Origin of the sequence: Paraburkholderia sp. J12 (assembly GCF_905220215.1) — a bacterium.
Lineage (GTDB): Bacteria > Pseudomonadota > Gammaproteobacteria > Burkholderiales > Burkholderiaceae > Paraburkholderia.
This window is the reverse complement of the sequence record NZ_CAJMZC010000014.1, coordinates 139959-161963: the sequence shown is the minus strand read 5'-3', so window position 1 is coordinate 161963 and position 22005 is coordinate 139959. Positions and strand designations below refer to the sequence as shown.

17 protein-coding genes are annotated in these 22005 nt (G+C 66.9%); 10 read left to right on the top strand and 7 right to left on the bottom strand.

What is annotated here, in order from left to right; genetic code table 11:
- Positions 1-187 precede the first annotated feature (187 nt).
- Complete coding sequence (locus tag U5760_RS25725) at positions 188-988, bottom strand: crotonase/enoyl-CoA hydratase family protein (RefSeq protein ID WP_322015137.1); 801 nt, start codon at positions 986-988, stop codon at positions 188-190.
- A 118-nt stretch (positions 989-1106) separates the two neighbouring features.
- Here U5760_RS25725 and U5760_RS25720 point away from each other — a divergent pair, with 118 nt between their 5' ends.
- Positions 1107-1628, top strand: a complete 522-nt coding sequence (locus U5760_RS25720) for a plasmid fertility inhibition factor family protein (RefSeq protein WP_322015136.1) — start codon at positions 1107-1109, stop codon at positions 1626-1628.
- A gap of 42 nt (positions 1629-1670) precedes the next feature.
- Here the strand turns inward: U5760_RS25720 and U5760_RS25715 are convergent, their stop codons facing one another.
- The gene (locus U5760_RS25715; protein WP_322015135.1) at positions 1671-2684 is read right to left on the bottom strand and encodes a LysR family transcriptional regulator; all 1014 of its coding nucleotides are present in this window, start codon (positions 2682-2684) and stop codon (positions 1671-1673) included.
- 649 nt (positions 2685-3333) lie between these two features.
- Here U5760_RS25715 and aspT (U5760_RS25710) point away from each other — a divergent pair.
- From aspT (U5760_RS25710) to U5760_RS25700, 3 genes are all read left to right on the top strand, one after another.
- The gene (gene aspT, locus U5760_RS25710; protein WP_322015134.1) at positions 3334-5016 is read left to right on the top strand and encodes an aspartate-alanine antiporter; all 1683 of its coding nucleotides are present in this window, start codon (positions 3334-3336) and stop codon (positions 5014-5016) included.
- A gap of 120 nt (positions 5017-5136) precedes the next feature.
- Positions 5137-6822 carry an aspartate-alanine antiporter gene (aspT, locus tag U5760_RS25705; protein WP_322015133.1) on the top strand — a complete coding sequence of 562 codons (1686 nt, stop codon included), beginning with the start codon at positions 5137-5139 and terminating at the stop codon, positions 6820-6822.
- 69 nt (positions 6823-6891) lie between these two features.
- Positions 6892-8553 carry a bifunctional aspartate transaminase/aspartate 4-decarboxylase gene (locus U5760_RS25700; protein ID WP_322015132.1) on the top strand — a complete coding sequence of 554 codons (1662 nt, stop codon included), beginning with the start codon at positions 6892-6894 and terminating at the stop codon, positions 8551-8553.
- 101 nt (positions 8554-8654) lie between these two features.
- Here U5760_RS25700 and U5760_RS25695 read toward each other — a convergent pair whose 3' ends face one another.
- On the bottom strand, positions 8655-9893 hold the full coding sequence (locus tag U5760_RS25695; RefSeq protein WP_322015131.1) for an MFS transporter: 1239 nt from the start codon (positions 9891-9893) through the stop codon (positions 8655-8657).
- Positions 9894-10251: 358 nt separating this feature from the next.
- On the opposite strand from U5760_RS25695, the gene xdhA reads away from it, so the two are divergent.
- The 3 genes from xdhA to xdhC are packed head-to-tail and all read left to right on the top strand — an operon-like array spanning position 10252 to position 14859.
- Positions 10252-11814, top strand: coding sequence for a xanthine dehydrogenase small subunit (xdhA, locus tag U5760_RS25690; protein ID WP_322015130.1), 1563 nt, complete (start codon positions 10252-10254; stop codon positions 11812-11814).
- Positions 11815-11845: 31 nt separating this feature from the next.
- Positions 11846-14200 (top strand): xanthine dehydrogenase molybdopterin binding subunit, encoded by a 2355-nt coding sequence (gene xdhB / locus U5760_RS25685; protein ID WP_322015129.1) that lies wholly within the window; start codon positions 11846-11848, stop codon positions 14198-14200.
- 41 nt (positions 14201-14241) lie between these two features.
- Entirely contained in the window at positions 14242-14859 is a 618-nt protein-coding gene (gene xdhC / locus U5760_RS25680) for a xanthine dehydrogenase accessory protein XdhC (protein ID WP_415914179.1), read from the top strand.
- 140 nt (positions 14860-14999) lie between these two features.
- Here the strand turns inward: xdhC and U5760_RS25675 are convergent, their stop codons facing one another.
- The 3 genes from U5760_RS25675 to U5760_RS25665 all read right to left on the bottom strand — a co-directional run bounded on the left by U5760_RS25675 (position 15000) and on the right by U5760_RS25665 (position 18464).
- Complete coding sequence (locus U5760_RS25675; RefSeq protein ID WP_322015128.1) at positions 15000-16022, bottom strand: LysR family transcriptional regulator; 1023 nt, start codon at positions 16020-16022, stop codon at positions 15000-15002.
- Between the two features lie 168 nt (positions 16023-16190).
- Entirely contained in the window at positions 16191-16859 is a 669-nt protein-coding gene (locus tag U5760_RS25670) for a 2-hydroxychromene-2-carboxylate isomerase (RefSeq protein ID WP_322015127.1), read from the bottom strand.
- Positions 16860-16994: 135 nt separating this feature from the next.
- Positions 16995-18464 (bottom strand): TAXI family TRAP transporter solute-binding subunit, encoded by a 1470-nt coding sequence (locus tag U5760_RS25665; RefSeq protein ID WP_322015126.1) that lies wholly within the window; start codon positions 18462-18464, stop codon positions 16995-16997.
- A 574-nt stretch (positions 18465-19038) separates the two neighbouring features.
- On the opposite strand from U5760_RS25665, the gene U5760_RS25660 reads away from it, so the two are divergent.
- Positions 19039-19392, top strand: coding sequence for a BON domain-containing protein (locus tag U5760_RS25660; RefSeq protein ID WP_322015125.1), 354 nt, complete (start codon positions 19039-19041; stop codon positions 19390-19392).
- 220 nt (positions 19393-19612) lie between these two features.
- Complete coding sequence (locus U5760_RS25655) at positions 19613-19873, top strand: hypothetical protein (RefSeq protein ID WP_322015124.1); 261 nt, start codon at positions 19613-19615, stop codon at positions 19871-19873.
- A 39-nt stretch (positions 19874-19912) separates the two neighbouring features.
- Here U5760_RS25655 and U5760_RS25650 read toward each other — a convergent pair whose 3' ends face one another.
- Positions 19913-20701 (bottom strand): sulfite exporter TauE/SafE family protein, encoded by a 789-nt coding sequence (locus tag U5760_RS25650; RefSeq protein WP_322015123.1) that lies wholly within the window; start codon positions 20699-20701, stop codon positions 19913-19915.
- A 296-nt stretch (positions 20702-20997) separates the two neighbouring features.
- Here U5760_RS25650 and rarD point away from each other — a divergent pair, with 296 nt between their 5' ends.
- On the top strand, positions 20998-21888 hold the full coding sequence (gene rarD / locus U5760_RS25645) for an EamA family transporter RarD (RefSeq protein WP_322015122.1): 891 nt from the start codon (positions 20998-21000) through the stop codon (positions 21886-21888).
- Positions 21889-22005 lie beyond the last annotated feature (117 nt).

Below are 22005 nucleotides of genomic sequence, written 5' to 3'. Positions count from 1 at the left end.
GACGGTGCGCACGGCGCGCCCGGGAAGCCGCAATTAAGTCAACACGGAATTGTACTGAATCCTGACACATCGCATACGACCCGCTTTTCGTTGTGCCTTGCGGCCAACACTCGCGCCCGTTTGTGCCGCTTGTGCTGTTAGTGCTGCTAGTGCCGCTAGTCGGTCGGGCAGACGCCTTCGACCCGAATCAGCCGTCGAGCGCACCGCCGTGGCGTCCCGAACCCGACGCGAAACGCGCCGCGCCCGCCAGGCCCTCGTCGAGCACCGCACGATAGCCGCCCGCGCCTTCGCGGCGCAACGCTTCGGCGCAGTCGTCGAGCGGGCTGTTCTCGAAGGCGGAGCGGCGATCGGCAAGCAACGCGGCCTGCGGGAACGCGGCGATCTGCGCGGCGAGCCGCTCCGCGGCCGCGCGCGCTTCGCCACACGGTACGACGCGGTTCGCGAGACCGAAGGCGAGTGCCTCGCGGGCATCGACGGACCGTCCCGTGAGGATCAGATCGAGCGCGCGAGACAGGCCGATCAGGCGCGGCAGCCGCACGGTGCCGCCGTCGATCAGCGGCACGCCCACGCGCCGGCAGAACACGCCCAGCACCGCGTCTTCTTCCACCACACGCAGATCGCACAACAAAGCGAGCTCCAGGCCGCCCGCGACGGCGTATCCTGTGATTGCAGCGATGACGGGCTTGGCGAGCCGCATGCGCGTGGGGCCGAGCGGGCCTGGCCCGCTGCCGTCGGCATGCAGTTCGTTGCGCCGGCTTTCATCGCCGAGGGCCGTGAGATCGGCGCCCGAGCAGAACGTGCCGCCCGCGCCGAACAGCACCGCCGCATGCCATGCGCCATTCGTTTCGAAACGAGCGAAGGCATCGGCGAGCGCGTTTGCCGTGGGGCGGTCGATGGCGTTGCGGCACGCGGGCCGCTCGAGCACGATGGTCGCGATCTGGCCGCTGGCTTCGATGCGCACGTCGGCGCCGAACGTTTCGATGTGCATGGTCCTCTCCGGTACGGGAATGCGCTGCGCATAGGTCACACGAGCGTCACGATTGCCTCGTAGCTTAGGCCGCTTTTAATCATAGAAATTGCCGTCCTCTCGCATGCAGCGCTCGCCCATGTTTACGCCCGACCCGAGCCTCTCGCCGTCTTCCGCTGCCGAACCTCTCTGGATCGTGCCGCTGCCCACGCATCACGCTTACGACCATGTGCGCTTAAAGCGCGTCTTCACGACCGACGGCACGCGCCATGAAGTCGTGATCGTCGATCTGCACAAGCTGCTGCTGTGCGCCGATCGCGACGATACCGATTACGTGCTGCGCCCCGTGGACGACTGGCACGCGGGCAAGGTGCGCGGCATTCGCGACTTCCTCGATCCGGAGAGCGAACGCGTGCCGCAGATGCCCTATGTCACGATCTCGACACGTCGCGCGCCGGGGATTGGGGGGTGGCTGCGGCTCGCGCACGAGGGGGTGGTGGCCTTTCGCAACGGCCAGCATCGGGCGCGTTACCTCGCGTGGGCCGGGGCGGTGTGGTTGCCGGTCGAAGTGCACGAGCGCGAGGCGCCGCTCTTGCGCGAGTTGTGCGGCGCGGGCGAGCCCGGCGAGGGCACGGCGGTGCAGAACGCGTATGGAGAGTGATGGCCGCAGGCGCCCGGACGGTTCCGGGCACTGCGCGATGCTTTAGACCGCCTCGCGCAGCGCGTTGCCCATCGTGCTGTTCAGGGCGCCATTCATCGCGCTGCCCGCCGCGGGTGCGGGCGGTCGCAGGCTCGCGGGTGCCTGGGTTTCGGCGGATCCCGCCGTCCCGAAGTGCTCGACCGTGTAGTCGACGAAGCGGCGCGTCTTGGCAGGCAGGTACTGGCGGCTCGGATAGACGATCGACATCCGGGCTTCGGGGTCGTCGATCTCGTAGTCGGGCAACAGGCGCCGCAGCGTGCCGGCCGTGAGATCGTCGGCGACGAGCGAGGCCGGCACGATCGCCACGCCCATGCCCGCGAGCGCCGCGAGGCGCACCATCAACATATTGTTCACGGCGTAGGCCGGTTGGAGCGTGACCTGCTGTGCGCGCTCGCCGGGCCGCGCGAACTGCCACGTCGCGCTGCGCTCCTCGGGCGGCAGCGTGACGGCGGCGACGCGCGCGAGCGCTTCGGGCGTGCGCGGCTCGCCGTGCTCCGCGAGCCAGGCCGGCGCGGCGCACGGCACGAAGGTGGTGGTGCCGAGCGAGCGCTCGACGACATCGCTGCCGCGCAAGGAAGCCGCCGCGACGATGCCGCAGTCGAAACCGTCTTCGATCAGGTCGATGCGCCGCTCGGCGAGCGTGAGCCGCACGTTCACGCGCGGATAGAGCCGCCGGTAGCCGTCGATGAGCGGGGTGAGCGTGGCGAGCGAAAGCGCCCCTGCGGCGACCACGCGCAGCGTGCCGCTCGGTTCGCGCTCGGTGTGGGCGACCGTATGCTCCAGGTGATCGAGCTCTTCGAGCACGCTTCGGCAGCCTTCCAGATAGCGCTGCCCGGCTTCGGTCAGAGACAGGTTACGCGTGGTGCGATTGATGAGACGCGTGTGCAGATGCGCTTCGAGCATCGCGACCGAACGGGTGACGAGTGCGTTGGACACGTCGAGCTGCTGCGCGGCGCGGCGGAAGCTTTGCGTTTCCGCGACCCTGACGAAGACGCGCATGGCGTGTATCTGGTTCATGGACATTCGCCTCGTATGCTGACTGCATGAATCGGAAGAAGAGACGCTGCAACGGCAAGAGAGTGCAGCACTGTCTCCGTGGATTCGGCTTGTTGCGCCCTTCTTGCGCCCTTCGTTGCGGCCTCGCATTGGCGGTACGGGAATGAAAATCATATTGACAGTCTGTGGGAATTACAATATTTATCTCGGCGTGGCACAGCGTTGCATTGGTGTAAAGGATTCAATACTCATCTGGCATGGGAATTGAATGAGGAATGCGGTGTGGCCGTATGCGCAATTGAATTGCCCATCGTTTTTCGGTTCTGCAGATAGCGTTTTTCCCGGCCGGGTCGACCGCCCGTCGGCCCGGTGGCTTGCGGGTTGCGGGCCAGCTCGCGAGGAAACGATGTCTGTCTTGTCTTTCGTGTTTTTCTGCTGAAATTTTCCAATTGCCTTGCGAAATTTCCTTATCTGCTGCCCGGGTTGCATTGCATCAACCCAGCGTGAATTCACGCTGGTCGCATAGGCATGAATAAGAGTAGAGTAGCCGGGCGATTTATTACCGGTGCTGTGACGGACCCATTGTGGAATACGCGGTGCGCACACTTTGCGCGCTTTTCCATGCAATTTTTGGCACACTCAAAACCTTTAATCAGCAGGCCGGACACTCATGATCGTCGAATTGCTGAAATCGCAGCCCGAAATTGCGCTTTTCCTCAGTCTCGCGCTGGGTTATCTGATTGGCTCCTTCAAATTCGGGCCGATTTCGCTCGGCGGCGTGTGCGGCACGCTGATCGTCGCGCTGGTGCTGGGGCAGACCGGCGCGCGCATCGCGCCCGACCTCAAGAACATTGCCTTCGCGCTCTTCATCTTCGCGCTCGGTTTCACGGGCGGCCCGCAGTTCTTCGCCAACGTGCTGCGCGGCTGGCGCTACGGGCTCCTCTCGGTCGTTGAAATCGTTTCCGTGATGACGCTCGTGATGATTGCAGTCGTTACGATGAAACTCGATCCGGGCACCGCCGCGGGGCTGCTCGCGGGGGCGGCCACCGAATCCGCCGTGATCGGCACGGCCTCCGAAGCCGTCTCGAAGCTCGGTCTCGCCAGTGCGCAGGTCACCCAGCTCCAGTCGAACATCGCGACTGCCTATAGCGTGAGCTACCTTTTTGGCCTCATCACCATCGTCCTTTTCACAAGCCAGATTGCGCCGCTCATCCTGCGCATCAATCTGCGCGACGAATCGGCCCGGCTCGCCCGCAAGCTCGGCGGCGACGGCGTGCTCGACGAAGGGGAGCGGCTCGCACTGCCGCCGCTCGTCGGCCGCGCGTTCCTCGTGGGGCCGGCTGCGGGCACCGTCGTCTCCGCTTTCGAAGCGCGCTTCGGCAACAACGTGACGATCGAGCGCGTACTGCGCGGGGGCAAGCAGCTTGAAGTGGACGCGCAGTTCGTGCTGGCGGCGGGCGACACCGTGTTCATCGCGGGGCGGCGCGAAGCGATGATCGAGGCGTCGTCGGCGTTCGGCGAGGAGGTCTCGGGCGAAAGTTTCGCGCGGGTCCTCGCGCAGCGCACCGACGTGCTGGTCACGCGCCGCGACATCAACGGCATCACGCTCGCCCAGATGCGCGAGCGCGCCGAGCCGCAGGCGGGGCGCGGCATCTACGTGGCCGCGCTCACGCGCTCGGACACCACGGTGCCGGCGCTGCCCGGCACGGTGGTCCAGCGCGGCGACGTGCTCACGCTCGTGGGCGCGCCCACGGATGTCGCGCGTGGCGCGAAGCGGCTTGGCTATGTCATCCAGCAGACGCAAAAGACCGACTTCGTATACCTTGGCCTCGGCGTGCTCGTCGGCATGGCGATCGGCCGGCTCGGCGCGACGATCGGCGGCGTGACGCTGGTGCTCGGCACCGGCGGCGGGTGCCTGCTTTCGGGTCTCCTCTTTGGCTGGTTGCGCTCGCATTTTCCGGTGGTCGGCTCGCTGCCGTCGGCGGCGGCCCAGGTGCTCAAGGACTTCGGTCTTGCCACCTTCATCGCGGCGGTTGGGCTTTCGGCCGGCCCCGACGCCATCCGGCTCGTACGCGAATACGGTCTGGCGCTGCCCGCTGCGGGCATTCTGCTGGTGGTGATTCCCGGTTTCCTGTCGCTCTGGATCGGGCGCATGTTTCTCAAGCTGGAAGCGCCGATGCTGCTCGGCGCGATTGCGGGGCAGCAGTGCAGCACGCCGGCGATCAGTGCGCTCGTCGGCGTGGCGGGCAATTCGATTCCGGTGATCGGCTACACCATCACCTATGCGTTATCGAACATCTTGTTGCCGCTGATGGGCCCGGTTGTCGTCGGGCTGGCGGCGAAGTTCGGCTGAGGGGCAGCGAGGCGGTGCACGGACTCACGTGGCAGCTTCGCCCCGATGGCGGTTCATTTCCACAGCAGTACGTAGTATTTACGCGGCGATTCACGCAGCGATTCACACAGCGAGGGCACGATGGAATGGCTACATGACATTTTTCACAAATCCCCCGAAATAGCGTTGTTTCTGTCACTGGCGGTCGGCTACTGGGTCGGCCAGATCAACTTCGGGAAATTCCAGCTGGGTGGCGTGGGCGGCTCGCTCCTCGCGGCCGTCGTGATTAGCCAGGTGGGCGTGACGGTGGACAACGGCGTGAAGGCGGTGATGTTCGCCGTGTTCATCTATGCGGTGGGCTACGACTCGGGCCCGGGCTTTTTCAACTCGCTCAACCGCAAGACGCTGCGCGAGATCGCCATGGCCGTGTTCATGGCCGTTGCGGGCCTCGTGACCGTCATCATCTGTGCGAAGCTCTTTCACCTCAACAAGGGCCTCGCCGCGGGCCTCGCCGCCGGCGGCATGACGCAGTCGGCGATCATCGGCACGGCAGGCGACGCCATCGCGCGCCTCGGCCTCTCGCCCGACGAGGTGAAGTCCATGCAGGCCGACGTCGCGATCGGCTACGCCGTGACTTACGTGTTCGGCTCGCTCGGCGCGATCATCGTTTGCGTGAACATCCTGCCGAAATTCATGGGGCAGGGGCTCCGGGAGGCCTCGATCGAGGCCGAGAAAGAGATGTCCGGCGGCGCGGGCAGTTCGGGGCCGGGCCAGGTCACGGCGCTGCCCGAGCTCTTCGGCCGCGTGTTTCGCGTGGAAGCGGCCGCGGGCAAGACGGTCAAGCAGCTCGAGACGGCCGAGAAAGATCTCGTCGCCATCGAGAAGGTTCGGCGTGCGGGCAAGGTGCTCGATTCCACGCCTGATTTCGTGCTTTCCCGCGACGACATCGTGCTCGTGGTGGGGCGCCGCGAGCAGATGGTCGAAGTGGGTGCGCTGATCGGGCCGGAAGTGCCCGACTCGGGCGGCATGAGCCTCGTGATGCAGACGCGCCAGCTCGTGTTCACGAGAAAGGGCATGAATCACACGACGATCGCCGAGGTGCGCAAGAACGTGGACCGCGACATGCGCCACGGCGTGTACATCGAGAAGATCGAGCGCGTGGGTCAGCCCGTTCCCGTGCTGCCGCAAACGAAGCTCGAGCACGGCGACGTGATCACGATCTACGGCACGGCAACCGATACGAAGCGCGCGGTGCAGGAAGCGGGTTATGAGCTCGCCTACAGCAACAAGACCGACTTCATCTACATGGGCGTCGGTCTCGTGCTCGGTCTTCTGATCGGCCTGATCGTCGTGAACGTGGCGGGCATTCCGCTCACGCTCGGCTCGGGCGGCGGCTGTCTGCTCGCGGGCCTGCTGTTCGGCTGGATGCGCGGCAAGCATCCGATGTACGGCGTGATGCCGCCGGCCGCTTCGCAACTGCTCAAGGACTTCGGTCTCGCGGCGTTCGTTGCCGTGGTGGGCCTGAACTCGGGCCTGCAGGCCGTGGTGACGATCAAGCAGAGCGGCGTCACGATCTTCCTGCTCGGCGTGGTCGTGACGATGGTCCCCCTGCTCCTCACGATGCTCTTCGGCCGCTACGTGCTGAAGTACAACAACGCGGCGATCCTCGCGGGCGCACTGTCCGGCGCACGCAGTGCGAATCCGGCGTTCGGCGGCGTGCTCGACAAGGCCGAAAGCGCGGTGCCGACCGTGCCGTTCGCCATCACCTATGCGATCGCCAACGTGCTGCTCACGCTGCTCGGGCCGCTCGTGGTCGGTCTCGCATAACGCTCAAGGCAATGCGGGGTGCCCCTCGGGCGGCGCCTCGCATCCGTTCTTCCACTGGAGAAAAGCACCATGGCAAAAGGTAAAGAAGCGAAGGAAAAGTCGGGTCTCGACGCACTGAGCCCGTTCGAGCTGAAGGACGAGCTGATCAAGGCGGCGGGCGGCGGCGCAACCGAGCGTCCGGCCAACTTCTCGATGCTCAACGCCGGCCGCGGCAACCCCAACTTCCTCGCCACCATTCCGCGTCACGGCTTCTGGCAACTGGGCCTCTTCGCCATGCGCGAATCGGAGCGCTCGTTCGCCTACATGCCCGAGGGCGTGGGGGGCTTCCCGCAGCGCGTGGGCATCGTCGAGCGTTTCGATCTCTTCGTGCGCGAGAACAAGGGCCAGCCCGGCATCGAGTTCCTTGCGGGCGCCGTGTCGTACGTGCGCGACCAGCTCGGGCTTTCGGCGGGCGACTTCCTCTATGAAATGTGCGAAGGTATTCTCGCCTGCAACTATCCGGTGCCGGACCGCATGCTCAGGCTCTCGGAGATCATCGTCGGCCAGTACCTGCGCCGCGAGATGATCGGCAAGCATCCGTTCGTCGGCGAGTTCGACGTGTTCGCGGTGGAAGGCGGCACGGCGGCGATGACGTACATCTTCAACACGATGCGCGAGAACTTCCTCATCAAGCCGGGCGATACAATCGCGCTCGGCATGCCGATCTTCACGCCCTACATCGAGATTCCGGAACTCAACGACTACGAGCTCAACGTCGTGCACGTCGAGGCCAAGGTCGAGAACGACTGGCAGTACTCGAAGAAGGAGCTCGACAAGCTGCGCGACCCGAAGATCAAGGCGTTTTTCCTCGTGAACCCGAGCAACCCGCCTTCGGTGAAGATCGACGACGAGAGCCTCGAGTACATCGCCGAGATCATCAAGGAACGTCCGGACCTCATCCTCCTGACCGACGACGTGTACGGCACCTTCGCCGATAACTTCGTCTCGCTCTTCGCGCTTGCGCCGAAGAACACGATTCTCGTGTACTCCTATTCGAAGTACTTCGGCGCGACGGGCTGGCGCCTCGGCACGATCGCCACGCATCGCGACAACGTGCTCGACCATCTGCTCGCGAAGCTGCCGAAGGACGAGAAGAAGATCCTGCACAAGCGCTACGAGTCGATCACGACGGAGCCGGACAACCTCAAGTTCATCGACCGCCTCGTGGCCGACAGCCGCACGGTGGCGCTGAACCACACGGCTGGCCTCTCGACGCCGCAGCAGGTGCAGATGGTGCTCTTCTCGCTGTTCTCGCTGATGGACACGCCGGACGCGTACAAGAATGCGCTCAAGCGCCTGATCCGCAACCGCAAGCGCGCGCTCTTCGAAGAGATGGGCATTGCCTACGACGAGACCGACCCGAATCAGGTGGACTACTACACGATTCTCGACATGGAGTACCTGGGCGAGAAACTCTTCGGCCGCGATTTCGTGGACTGGCTGCTCAAGCAGGTGAAGCCGAACGAGCTGTTGTTCCGTCTCGCGAGCGATGCGCGTGTCGTGCTGCTGCCGGGTATGGGCTTCGGCACGCCGCACCCGTCGGGCCGCGTGTCGCTGGCGAACCTGAACGAGTCGGACTACCGCAAGATCGGCCGCGCGGTGCGCAAGCTTACCGAGGAATGGGTGCAGAAGTACAACGAAGCCACCGGCAAGAAGCTCGATCCGGCTGCGGTGAAGATCGTGAAGAAGTAAGCCTGGATCCGGGGTTCGAGGCAGGCGGTGGCAACCATGCCGCCGCCGCTGCTGTCCTCATGCAAAAACGCCGCGCGGAGCAGAGCCGTGCGGCGTTTTTTTCATTCGGCGCCCGTGGCGGCAGGCGCGCTGGCCGCGGAGGCGGCCTGCGCATCGCGCACGCTGCGCCGATGCAGCGAGACCGAAAGGACGACTGCCGCGGCCGCGGCAATGGCCGCAAAAAGAAACACCGAGCCGTAGCCGAACAGATTCGCGACATAGCCGGCAAGCGGGCCGGTGATGCCGAGCGAGAGGTCGAGGAACACCGAGTACGCGGAGAGCGCCGCGCCGCGGCTCGCGGCCGGCACCAGACCGACCGCTTCGACGCCGAGCGCCGGAAACACGAGCGCGAAGCCGAAGCCCGTGAGCGCGGCGCCGGCCAGCGCGACGTGCGGCACGGGCGCGAGCCACAGCAGGAGCAGTCCCGCGCATTCGCACGAGAACGACGCGATGGCCACGCGAAAGCCGCCGAAGCGCTTGATGGTGTTGGCGAACAGGAGGCGCGCGCCGATGAACATGAGGCCGAACACGGTCAGCGTGAAAGCCGCGTTGGGCCACTGGCGCGCGGCGTAGAAGAGCGTGATGAAGGTGGCGATCGAGCCGAAGCCCGCCGAGCCGAGCGCGAGGCCCATGCCGTGCGGGAACACGCGCATGAACACGCTGCGGTACGAGAGGCGCTCGCCGTGCACCACCGGCACCGGGGCGATGGGGCGCGCGAGCCAGTAGCCGAGCGCGGCGAGCCCGATCACGGCCACGCCGAGCGTCCAGTAGCCGAGGTAATGCGCGAATTCCACGCCGAGCGGCGCGCCGATGGCAAGCGCGCCGTAGGTGGCGATGCCGTTCCAGGAGATCACGCGTGCGTTGTTGGCGGTGCCCACCCGCCCGATGCCCCAGAGGATCGCGCCGGTGCCGCACAGGCTTTCGCCGCAGCCGAGCAGGAGACGGCTCGCCACCAGCAGCGTGAGCGAGAGCGCGGGCCAGTGCGCGACGAGCGTGGCGAGCAGGAGCAGCACGCCGCTCGCGCCGCAGCCGATCAGGCCGAGCGTGACGGTGCGCTTGGGGCCGAGCGTGTCGGCCGAGCGGCCGGCGAGCGCGCGCGAGGCGAGCGTGGCGAGGTACTGCACGCTGATGGCGCCGCCCGCCACGACGGTGCTGAAACCGAGGTCGTTATGGACGTAGCCCGGCAGCACCGCGAGCGGGATACCGATGGTCAGATAGCAGAGGAACGTGAAAAAAACGACCGGAATGATCTGCAAGGTCGTTGCGAACGCGCTGCGCTCGGGCGCCGAATCAGCGGACATGGGGAAAATGCGGATGGAAGACGGCAGGGAAGCCGTGATTGTCCCATGGAACCGGTTCTTCTGCAGATATTGAAAAGTGATTTTGGCCATGCAAACGCGCCTGGGACGCAGTCTGGGCGTCTCCCGGTCGGGAGCAGGGGTGGCTAAAATCAGATATCGATGGCAGTTATACGGAAAATCGGCCAAGACGACATAAGCTAACCTCCCGTGCGACGCGTCGATTTATCGATTCAACGATATATCCCCCATGCACCTGAGCCTATGGGTTGTAAATATTGGTGGTGATAGCGTTCGAACCGTCCACAGAAGCGTGCCTGGCAGTCGTTGCCGGCACGCACACCCAGACGAGTCAGAAATCATGAGTCAGCCGATCCGCTTCTACCACCGCAACGCGATCCGCGAGGTCAGCGGCGCGGGCGTCACCCGCTCCGTTCTCCAGTACCTGCGCGAAGACGTGCACTGCACCGGCACCAAGGAAGGCTGTGCCGAAGGTGATTGCGGCGCGTGCACGGTCGTCGTCGGCGAGCGCAACGAGGCGGGCGGCGTGAGCTTCAAGGCTGTCAACGCGTGCATCCAGTTTCTGCCCACGCTCGACGGGAAGGCGCTCTTCACGGTCGAAGACCTGCGCCAGCCGGACGGCTCGCTGCATCCGGTCCAGCAGGCCATGGTCGATTGCCACGGCTCGCAATGCGGCTTCTGCACGCCGGGCTTCGTGATGTCGATGTGGGCGCTCTACGAGAAGCACGGCCACGAACACGCTGCGGCGCCCGGCCTGCCTGCGGCATCCGGTTGTCCGGGCAAGTCCGCCTGCACCGTGCCCTCGCGCGAAGAGATCGCCAACGCGCTCACCGGCAACCTGTGCCGCTGCACGGGCTATCGCCCGATCCTCGACGCTGCCGACCGCATGTTCCAGGCCGGTGCCCCGAAGAAGCCTGTCGATGTCGAAGCGCTCGCGCGCACGCTCGCGACGATCGAGCGCGAGGATACGTTCCACTACGAACACAAGGGCCAGCAGTTCGACGCGCCGCGCACCGTCGATGCGTTCGCCGCGATCAAGGCTGCGCGCCCCAACACGCGCATCCTCGCCGGCAGCACCGACATCGGCCTGTGGGTCACGAAGCAGATGCGCGAACTGGGCGACATCGTCTATGTGGGTCAGGTGGAGGCGATGCGCCAGATCGAGGCGGGCCGTGACTGGATCGAGATCGGCGCGGGCGTCAGCGTCGAGCGCGCCTATGCCGAGCTCGCGAAGCACTACCCCGAACTCAACGAAATGTGGCAGCGCTTCGCTTCGCTGCCCATCCGCAACGCGGGTACGATCGGCGGGAACGTCGCGAACGGCTCGCCCATCGGCGACTCGATGCCGGGCCTCATCGCGCTTGGCGCGCGCGTGGTGCTGCGCGGCGGCGACGTGACGCGCGAGCTGGCGCTCGAAGACCTCTACCTCGCGTATCAGAAGAAGGACATGGCCGAACACGAGTTCGTGCTCGCGCTGAAGGTGCCCACCCGCACGGGCGCGCGCAAGAACCTGCAGTTCCGCACCTACAAGATCTCGAAGCGTTTCGACTCGGACATCTCGGCCGTGTGCGCGGCATTCGCCTTCATCGCGGATGGCGAGACGATCCGCGAGCCGCGCCTCGCGTTCGGCGGCATGGCGGCGACGCCCAAACGCGCGGCGCACGCCGAAGGCGTGCTCGCGGACGCGCAATGGCACGAAGCCACGGCGCAGGCCGCGATGATCGCGCTCGGCAACGACTACGCGCCGCTCTCCGATATGCGCGCCACCGACGAATACCGCCTCGAGGCGGCAAAGAACACGCTGTATCGCTTCTGGCTGGAAACGCGCCCGAACAACCCGCTCGCCCAGCAGGCCGTGAACGTGCGGGCCGTGCTGGCGGCCGGTGCTGCCGAGGCCGTCTGAGCATTCAGGAAACGAGAAGGAGAACGAAACAATGAACCAGCAAGCCGAACCGTTCCTGAAGGATGCGCAGGCCCTCGACGACTTCACCCAGGTTCACGTGTCGCGCCCGCACGAGTCGGCGCACCTGCACGTGAGCGGCCGGGCGACCTATACCGACGACATTCCCGTGGTCGCGGGTACGCTGCACGCGGCGCTCGGGCTCTCGCAGAAGGCCCATGCGCGCATCGTCTCGATGAATCTCGACAAGGTGCGCGCGACGCCGGGCGTGGTCGCCGTGCTGACCGCCGAGGATATTCCCGGCGTGAACGACTGCGGCCCGATCATCCACGACGACCCGGTGCTGGCCGACGGCATGGTGCAGTTCGTCGGCCAGCCGATGTTCATCGTGGTGGCCACCTCGCACGATACCGCGCGCCAGGCCGCGCGCCGCGCCGAAGTGGTCTATGAAGAGCTGCCCGCCGTGCTCACGGCGCAGCAGGCGCGCGCGGCGAACCAGTTCGTGCTGCCGCCGATGAAGCTCGGGCGCGGCGACGCCGCCACGCGCGCCGCACGCGCCGCGCACCGCCACCAGGGCGAAATGCTGCTGGGCGGCCAGGAACAGTTCTACCTCGAAGGCCAGATCGCCTACGCGGTGCCGAAGGACGACGACGGCATGCACGTGTGGTGCTCGACGCAGCACCCGAGCGAAATGCAGCACCTCGTCGCCCACGTGCTGGGCGTGCATTCGCACAACGTGCTCGTGGAATGCCGGCGCATGGGCGGCGGCTTCGGCGGCAAGGAATCGCAGTCGGGCATTTTCGCGTGCTGCGCGGCGCTCGCCGCGTGGAAGCTGCTGTGCCCCGTGAAGCTGCGCCCGGACCGCGACGACGACATGATGATCACGGGCAAGCGCCACGACTTCCACTACACCTATGAAGTGGGCTACGACGACGACGGCGTGATCGAAGGCGTGTCGGTGGACATGACCTCGCGCTGCGGCTTTTCCGCCGACCTCTCGGGCCCGGTGATGACGCGCGCGGTGTGCCACTTCGACAACGCCTACTGGCTGCCCGACGTCGCCATCTCGGGTTTCTGCGGCAAGACCAATACGCAGTCGAACACCGCGTTCCGCGGCTTCGGCGGCCCGCAGGGCGCATTCGCGATCGAGTACATCATGGACGACGTGGCGCGCTCGCTCGGCCTCGACTCGCTCGACGTTCGAAAGCGCAATCTGTACGGCAAGACCGAAAACAACGTCACGCCCTACGGTCAGGAGATCGAAGACAACGTCATTCACGAGCTGATCGACGAACTCGTGGCGACGAGCGACTACCGCGCGCGCCGCAAGGAAATTCGCGAATTCAACGCGAACAACGAAGTGCTCAAGAAGGGCATTGCGATCACGCCGGTGAAGTTCGGCATCGCGTTCAACGTGACGCACTTCAACCAGGCCGGCGCGCTCGTGCACATCTACACGGACGGCTCGGTGCTCGTGAACCACGGCGGCACCGAAATGGGCCAGGGCCTGAACACGAAGGTCGCGCAGGTCGTGGCGCACGAACTGGGCATCGACTTCGGCCGCGTGCGCGTGACGGCGACCGATACCAGCAAGGTCGCCAACACTTCGGCCACGGCGGCTTCCACCGGCTCGGACCTGAACGGCAAGGCCGCGCAGGACGCCGCGCGCCAGTTGCGCGAACGGCTGGGCGCGCTCGCCGCGAACCTGTACGGCAAGGGCGCCGTTGCTGCCGCCAACGTGCGCTTTGCGAACGACCATGTAATCGTCGGCAGCGAGATCGTGTCATTCGAGACGCTGGTGGCGAAGGCCTACGTGGCGCGCGTACAGCTCTGGTCGGACGGCTTCTATGCGACGCCCAAGCTCTACTGGGATCAGGCGACGCTGCGCGGCCGCCCGTTCTACTACTACTCGTACGGCGCGGCCGTTTCGGAAGTGGTGATCGATACGCTCACGGGCGAAATGCGCGTGCTGCGCGCCGATGCGCTGCACGACGTGGGCGCCTCGCTGAACCCGGCGCTCGACGTGGGCCAGGTCGAAGGCGGCTTCATCCAGGGCATGGGCTGGCTCACCACCGAAGAACTCTGGTGGAAGCCGGACGGCAAGCTGATGACGCATGCGCCGTCCACCTACAAGATCCCGACAGTAAACGACACGCCGCCCGAGTTCAACGTGCGCCTCTTCAAGAACCGCAATGCGGAGGACAGCATTCACCGTTCGAAGGCCGTCGGCGAGCCGCCGCTCCTGCTGCCGTTCTCGGTGTTCTTCGCGATCCGCGACGCCGTGGCGAGCGTGGCCGACTACCGCTTCAATCCGCCGATGAACGCGCCCGCCACGGCCGAGGAAATCCTCAGGGCCGTGCGCGCGGTGCGCACGGCAGCGCGCGGCTGACTGGCCGGCGCAGGCAAGGCACTTCGAGGGAGGAGCCCGAGATGAATCGTCATCCTGATCATTGCGTGAGCATCGATGTGACGGGGCGCGTGGTCATCGGCCGCCGCAGCACGCCGGTGCCGCACTACGGCCCGATGCACGTCGTGCTGTTCGGCGCGGGGCACGTCGGTCATGCGCTCGTGCGCCTGCTCGGCATGCTGCCGTGCGTGGTGCAATGGGTTGACGAGCGCGACGAGCTGTTCCCGGACGAGGTGCCTGCGAACGTGCAGGTCGAAGCCACCGACACGCCGGCCGCGATCGTCGACGAAGCGCCGCCCGGCGCCTGGTTCATCGTGATGACGCACAACCACGCACTCGACTTCGAGCTGACCGAGCGCATCATGCGGCGGCGCGACTTCGCGTGGTTCGGGCTGATCGGCTCGAAGACCAAGCGCGTGAAGTTCGAGCGGCGCCTGCTCGATCGCGGCGTGGGCGCGGAGCGTCTGGCCGAGATGGTGTGTCCGATCGGCGTGCCGGGCGTTGTCGACAAGGCGCCGTCGTCGATTGCGGTGGCCGTGGCGGCGCAGCTCATGCAGCTGCGCGTGCCGCTCGGCACCGAGGCGGGCGGCGCACGAGCAGCGAGCGGGCCGGCGAGGACGGCGATGTTGGCGCGCGTCTGAGGAATGCCACGACGGGTGCCGCCAGACGGCACAGGGGAAAGGGGACGGGCGGCGCGGTGTGCCGCCCGTTTTCTATTTCTTGCTGTACTTTTTGCCGTATTTTTCCCGCAGATCGCGGGTGCGCTCTGGCAGACCGATGCTCATGCCGTCGCGCGTTTGGCCGGTGCGCGCGGCGTGTCGAGCGAGTCGGGTGTGCCGGCGGCGTGTCGGGCCGTCTTCGCTTTTGTCTTCGTGGCGCTGCGTTCGGTGAGCGTCTTCGACACCTGGTCGATGAGATCGCGCAGCCACCCCACGTCGCTCGGCCGGTCCGGTTGCGGATGCCACATCTGGTAGCTGCGGATGCGCGGAAACGCGATGGGCGGCTCGATCACGGCGAGCGGCATGAGGCTCGCGTAGTGCAGCGCGAAGCGGCGCGTGGTGGTGAACACCAGGTCCGATTGCAGCAGCACCTGCGGCACGAGTCCGAAGTAGGGCAGCGTGGCCACGATGCGCCGCTCGGCGCGCGCCTTGGCGAAACCCAGGTCGATCGCACCCGCGCTGGCGCCCGTGTACGGCGTAGGCGCGAGGTGTGCGGCGCCCAGGTAGGCCTCGCGCGTGAGCGGCTCGCGTGCGAGCGGATGGTCGGCGCGCATCATGCACACCACTTTGTCGGCGAACAGGTCGCTCTTCGCGAAGCGCGCGTCGGGCTTCGGCCAGTTGCCGATCACGATGTCGAGCTCGCCCGCGTCGAGCGATGCGTAGTGGTCGAGCGTGGGCGAGAGCGAGAGGATCTCCAGCCGCGCCGCGGGCGCCGCTTCGCGAAAGCAGGCGATCAGCGTCGGCATGAAGAAGTCGTTGAGGTAGTCGGGCGCCGCGACCCGAAAGGTGCGCTTCGAGCGCGCGGGGTCGAAGTCGCCATGCGGCGTGGAGACGAAATCGACCTCGCGCAGTACGCACTGGGCGTGCTGCAGGAGCGATTCGCCATATTCGGTCGGCACCATGCCGGCCTTGCCGCGCACCAGGATCGGGTCGCCCAGGATCTCGCGCAGCCGGCGCAGCGCGGTGCTGATCGCGGGCTGGGTCTGGTTCAGCCGCAGCGCCGTCTGCGTGACGCTGCGCTCGACCAGCAGCGTGCGCAATACGCGCACGAGCCAGATGTCGAGGGTGAGGGCGGTGTCGTCCATGTAAGGGGGTATCGGTGAAGCGCGGGCGGGAAACCCGCCTGCGGCCGGCCGCCCCGTCTTCGCGTGCGCACCGGCTCAGCCATAACCATAGGCCGCCGCGCGCGAGGACGCCATAGGCTGCGCGGTATGGCCGGGATCAGGAGACCCGCCTGGGCCCCGCCGTCCCGCTTACTGCGCCTCCGGCTTGCCGATTCCCGAAGGCAGCGAGCTGATGCGCTTCACCTCGCGCGAATCGAGCCAGTTCGGCGTGCGCGCGCTGTACAGCACCATCGGCAGGGCATCCTCGCCCCAGAAAAGCTGCTTGTTCATCCAGAACGTCGGCACGCCGAACACACCCATCGCGATCGCGTCGTTCGTGTTGCGGCGCAACTGGGCGCGCACCGATTCCTCCTCGATGAGCGCCTCCCCGTGCGCGATGCCCACGCGCTCGCACAGTTGCTCGAAGCCTTCCTCGGTGGACGGATCGCGGCCTTCGCGCCAGATGAAGCGGAAGATCTCGCGCACGCAGGCGAACTCGCCGCCCGCGGCGATCGCGAGCAGCATCGCCTTGGTCGAGTCGAACGGGTGCGCGGGCGGCATCTTGAACGGAATGCCGAGCTGGTCCGCACGAAAGAGCGCGTGACGATAGGTGAAGATGCGCTTGGCCGGGACCGCCGAGCCGAGCGGCTGGCCCCAGTGGCGATACAGGTCGACGAGCAATACCGGGCGCGGCACGAAGTTGAACGACGGCCACTTGTCGTGCTGCTCGAGCAGCAGGTACGAGAACGGCGAGACGAAGTCGAAAAACCACTGCGGCTGGCTGGCGTCGATGCCGCTGATGTCGATGCCGCTGATCATGCTGTTCCTCCCGCTTAAAGCGCTTTATGCGGGCCGCCCGCTTAAGCGGCCCCTTGTTTCGAATTGCTGCTTGCCCGCGTATCTTGCGCTTCGCCACACGATCATGCGTGCTGGCGGCCACGCGCGCCATTGGTGTCACTCCGGGCGCGCCGCGTCAGGTCGGGGTCCGTCAGGTCGCGTTACATCAGGCCCCTCGCCGCTGTCCTCCGCCGTTTCCGCAGTGGCGGTCTCCGTTTCGGCCGCATCTTCGCCCCCCTCGGACTCGCGGGCCGAAGCCTGCACGAGGCGCTGGCGCACGAAGCCGATGTGTTCGCGCAACACGTAGAACTGGTCCGCGTAGGCGAGCGGCATTTTCATGCCGTTCACGGAATCCTCGATCGTGTCGAGCTGGCGCAGGAGGGCGCGGCGTTCGGTGGGCGAGGTGTCGGCCATCGAGGCGCGCTCCAGCGCGATCAGCGAACCGTACCAGCGGTAGATTCGCGATTTTACCCGCCACGCGTACAGCGACGGCACGAGCCGCAACCCCGGGATCAGCACGACCACGATCGGCACGAGCACCACGATCAGCCGGTCGGCGAGGCTCGCGAGCCAGAACGGCAGCACGCGGTAGAGGAAGCTCTTGCCGGACTTGTAGTAGCGCGCGGCGTCGTCGCTGATCGGGAAGTCCTGGGCGCGCGGGGCCGGGAATTCGCCGGCGCGCTGCAGGAGCGTCGCGCGGCCGTGCACTTCCTTGGCCGCTTCGATCAGGAGATCGGAGAGCGCCGGATGGAGCGAGTCGCGGGCGACCAGTTCGGCCGTGGGCGCCACCATGTACATCGGCGCCGCGGGCAGGTTGCGGGCGAAGTCGAACGCGCCCATCGGGATCGTGATCGCCGTGAGGTACGGAAAGCGGCGTGCGTAGGCGTCGGCCTGGGCGAAGTCGAAGAAGCGCACGCCGGGCATGCGCAAGAGGCGCCCCATGACCGGCGGCTGGGCCGAGTCGCCCGCGAGGAAGGCTGCGTCGACGGTGCCGTTCACGAGCGCGCGCGCCGCGTCGTCGCCCGAGAGCGGCAGTAGCGTCGTGGCGCCGCCCGGTTCGATGCCGTTGGCCTTGAGCAGCGCGAGCGCGAGCTCGCGCGTGCCGCTGCCCTCGGCGCCGATGGCAAGGCGCTTGCCTTCGAACTGCGAGAGCCGCGTGACGACGGGACCGTGATAGAACACCGCGAGCGGCACGTAGGCCACGCTGCCGAGCGAAACGAGCCCCTCCGGCACCTTGCTCGCGAGGCCGTCCTGCACGAACGCGACATCGACGTTCGACTTCGGGTCGCCGAGGCGCTGAAGGTTCTGTGCCGAGCCTTCCGATTCGAGCACGTTCAGCGTGATGCCGTTGCGCGCGAGGATCGTCTTGTACTTTTGCGCCGCATTCCAGAAGGTGCTGCCCTTCGGACCCGCGCTCAGGGTGAGCGTGCTGGGCGGCGCGGGCTGGATGAGACGCACCGCGAGCCAGATGGCGGCAAGGCTGACAAGCAGGATAGGGCCGAACGACAGCGCCAGGTCGCGCCACGAAATCGCCACGAAACGCGCGACGAGGCGGGGACGGGGTTTGCGGCCGGTGGGGGACTTCATCGGGGGAGTGCGGGCCTCGGCAATGCCTTGCGGATGGGGGCGGGGCTCGGATACCGGCTGCCGGACAAGCCGGCCGCGGTTCCACCCGCCGATGTTACATGAGATTCGCCCTTGCGGCGCCATGACGCGGGCGGCGCGAGCACGCGGGAGCGCAATCGTGCCAGGGCCGCGCCGCACCTGCGCTAAACCCTTTGCGCTCGGCGCGCGACCAGGCTAAATTGTGCATCGCCGCTGCGGCAAACATGCCGCGCCTTCATGCGGGACGCCCGGCAGGCCTTGCTTAGCGAGGCTACGGGCAGCCGCACACACTATAACGGGCGCGCAGGCGTCGCAGCGGGCGGGCAGTCGTGCCTCCAGGGGGGCGTGGCGCCTCGCCGCTCTTTCATCCTTGCCACTCGCACATCGTGTACAAGCCACGGCAGTCCGCATTCGTGCCGCGAGGCACGTGCCGGGCCGTCCGGCGGAAGTCGTAAAGAAGCCGTCCAACCGTGGCCGGCCGGTGACACTCCAGTCAACGGCGGGCGTAGGGAGGCGGTCCTATTCGGAGCAACAAGCGGAGCAACAAGGAGAAAACATGAAATCGGTCAATTTTCTGAAGGCGCTGGGTGCAGTGGTGTGTGTCACGGTGGCATGCAGCGTCTATGCACAGGACAACTCCGCCGCGAGCGGCGCGGCTGCCACCACGGCGGCGCCGGCTGCGGCTTCGCCGAAGAAGGCGGACCGCAAGCTTGGCTACACGGTGCGCAAGGCGCTCGCCAAGGCGCAAGGCATCGACGTCTCGAACATCGCCGTGCGCTCGCGCGGCGGCAACGTGACGCTCACCGGCACGGTGCCGGACCAGGGGCAGATCGACCAGGCAGGCCAGGTCGCTCAGGGCGTGGCGGGCGTGAAATCGGTCGCGAACAAGCTGACCGTGATGCAGCAATAAGCGTGGCGCCCCCGTTGCGGGGCGTGACGGCAGGGCAACGGGCCCCGGCATATGCCGGGGCCCGTTTTTTTGGCGCGGGCTCTAGCCGATGGGCGCCAGAATGCCGCGCAATAGGGACTGAGTGCGGACTGACACACAGCTTTCGCGGGAAACGGCGTATATCGTAGGTATCGCGTGCAAGAACCCGGGGCCGCGCGCGGCCTCATTGCCGGACACCGCCATGACTATTCACACTTATACCGACCTGCCGCTCGTCGATCGCGCGGCCTTCGAACTCGCGTGCGCACGCCACGGCTTTGCGCCGATTCACTTCGAGGTGAGCGGCGAGACCGACCCCAACGATCCGGCCCACGGCGAACTCGTCGTCGTGCGGCGCGGCGCCTGGGCCCAGGCGTACCGCATCGACGAGCGCGGGCAATGGCTGCGCCAGTTCGAAACCGACCTGAACAGCCGCTTCTTCCGGCTCGCGCCGCACGCCTGAAGTCCGGTTCGAGGTCTCGTCGGCCCGCGCGGCGAGCCCTTAGCTCAGCACGAGCCGCACGCCGACGAGCGTGAGCGTGGCCGCGAGCAGCACGCGCAGAAGCCGCTCGGGCGCGCGCGACGAGAGCAGGCTCCCCACCACGATGCCGGGGAGCGACCCGCAGAGCAGCGAGAGCAGCATCGACCAGTCGATCGACCCGAGCAGCCAGTGTCCGGCGCCTGCCAGCAGCGTGAGCGGCACGGCGTGCGCGACGTCTGAGCCCACGATGCGCACGGTCGAAAGCGCGGGGTAGAGCAGCAACAGCACGGTCACGCCGATCGCCCCCGCGCCCACCGAAGTCAGCGACACCAGCACTCCCAGCACCGCCCCCGTGAGCATGGTGAGGAACAGCGTGCGCGCCTCGCCCGGCGCGCGGCGGTGGCGCGCGGCGAAGGCGGCCAGCTGGGGGCGGAAGATCAGGGCGATGGCGGTGACGAGGAGCGCGGCGCCCAGCACCACCTGGATCAGATGGCCGGCGCGCGGCGTATCCATGCCGTAGCGGTGCAGCAGGATCAGCGTGACCGTGGCCGCGGGCACGCTGCCGGCGGCGAGCCGCAGGGTGACGCGCCAGTCCACCGACCCCTTGAGCCCGTGCACGAGCGTGCCCGCCGACTTGGTCGCCGCGGCGTAGAGCAGGTCGGTGCCCACGGCGGTCGCCGGGTGGATCTTGAAGAGCAGTACGAGGATCGGCGTCATCAGCGAGCCGCCGCCCACGCCGGTCAGGCCGACAAGAAAGCCGACGCACAGGCCGGAGAGCGTATAGAGCGGTTCGATATGGGGCAGGTGCATCGCGCTTGGGGGCCGGTCGGGCGAGCCAGGCCTGGCGCCTGGTCGGGTTAGTCGAGAAGAGCGTAAGAGCGGCCGTCATGACGGTTGCCTGACAGCCCCGGGCGCGCCGTAAGTGGCGCGTCAGGCTGGACAGCGGCAAAGTCCGGCGGCGAAAATCCCGTATTGTCGCAAAACCGGCGCGCCGGCGCAGAGCGGACAGAATCCGGCGCACGAATCGGGCACAAGAATCGGGCCAAGAACCAGGCCAAGAACCGGGCACAAGACTCCGCCACAAGAATCGGGCACACACGATAACCATGAATCCCGGCATCCTCTACGCGTTTCTCGCCTTCGTCCTCTGGGGTCTCTTTCCGATCTACTTCAAGACGCTGCACCAGATCCCGACCCTCGAACTGCTCGCGCACCGCATGGCGTGGTCGCTGCTGTTCGTGCTCGCCGTGCTGCTCGTGCGGCACCACTGGCGCTGGCTCGGCCCCGTGCTGCGCAATCCGCGCGTCCTCGGTCGCTTCGCCGCGAGCGCCGTGCTGCTTTCGGCGAACTGGGGCATCTACATCTGGGCGGTGAACGCCGGGCATATCGTCGAAGCGAGTCTCGGCTACTTCATCAATCCGCTCATCAACGTGCTGTTCGGCTATGCGTTTCTCGGCGAGCGGCTGCGGCCGCTGCAATGGAGCGCCGTGGGCATCGCCGCCGCGGGCGTGGCCTGGCTCACCTGGCAAAACGGCACGCTGCCCTGGATCAGCCTCGCGCTGGCGATCACGTTCGGCGGCTACGGGCTCTTGCGCAAGACGGCGCAGCTCGGCGCGCTCGAAGGACTCACGCTCGAAACCCTGCTGCTTTTTCCCGTCGCGATCGTCTATCTGAGCGCGCTGGGCTTGAGCGGGGCGAGCCATTTCGGGCATGCGCCGCTCGCGTTTCAGTTGCTGCTCGTCTGTGCCGGGCCCGTTACCGCGATCCCGTTGCTGCTGTTCGCAGCCGCCGCGCGGCGCATTGCGCTGTCGACGCTCGGCCTCGTTCAGTACGTCACGCCCACGCTGCAACTGTTGACCGGCGTGCTCGTGTATCACGAGCCGTTCGGTCCGGTGCGCGCCGCCGGTTACGGTGCGATCTGGGTTGCCCTGGCGCTTTATTCGTTCGAAGGGCTGCGCAGTTCGGCGTCGGCGCGTGGGGCACGTGGGGCGGCCTGAACTGCTGGGCAGCGTGCAGACGCGGCACCGGAGGACTGGCTGGGCTGGTTCAGGCGCCTCGCGCGCGGTACGATGCTTCGACATCCTGTGCCGATGTGCGAACCCCTCGCGGCCTCG